Source organism: Mesorhizobium sp. M1E.F.Ca.ET.063.01.1.1 (genome assembly GCF_003998155.1).
Taxonomy (GTDB): domain Bacteria; phylum Pseudomonadota; class Alphaproteobacteria; order Rhizobiales; family Rhizobiaceae; genus Mesorhizobium.
On the sequence record NZ_RZSC01001703.1, the window covers coordinates 1 to 412 of the forward strand.

Consider the following 412-nt stretch of genomic DNA (forward strand, 5'->3'; position numbering starts at 1 on the left):
CACTTCGAGTGAGTGTAATCAAGCTACAGCTAATATAGCTCGCTACGCAGCCTCGCCGGGTGTAGGGTGCCTCGTCGTCCGACCTAAGGCCACGGACGATGGAGCATGCACGGAGCATAGCTATGCGTGGTTTGATCCTTGGCCTGGCTGCCCTCGTGGTCAACTCATCATTTGCGCAGGCAGCAGGCGACAGCATCGCCGGCCGGAAAGTCATGGTGCAATGCCAAATGTGCCACGGCACGGATGGCCTCGGCAAAATGTCTTACACGCCCAATATCGCCGGGCAGAAGTACGACTATCTGGTCCACGCGCTGATGGCTTACAAGGCCGGAGAGCGCAAGAGTTCAATGATGTCGCTGGTCGTCAAGAAGCTGAGCGACGAAGACATCGCCAATGCCGCGGCCTACTATGC

At 57.8% G+C, this 412-nt stretch carries 1 protein-coding gene; it reads left to right on the forward strand.

Annotated elements, in window-relative coordinates; genetic code table 11:
- Nucleotides 1-122: 122 nt before the first annotated feature.
- Nucleotides 123-412: cytochrome c (locus EOA29_RS40505; protein WP_145970203.1), on the forward strand; the 290-nt coding region annotated here is incomplete at its 3' end.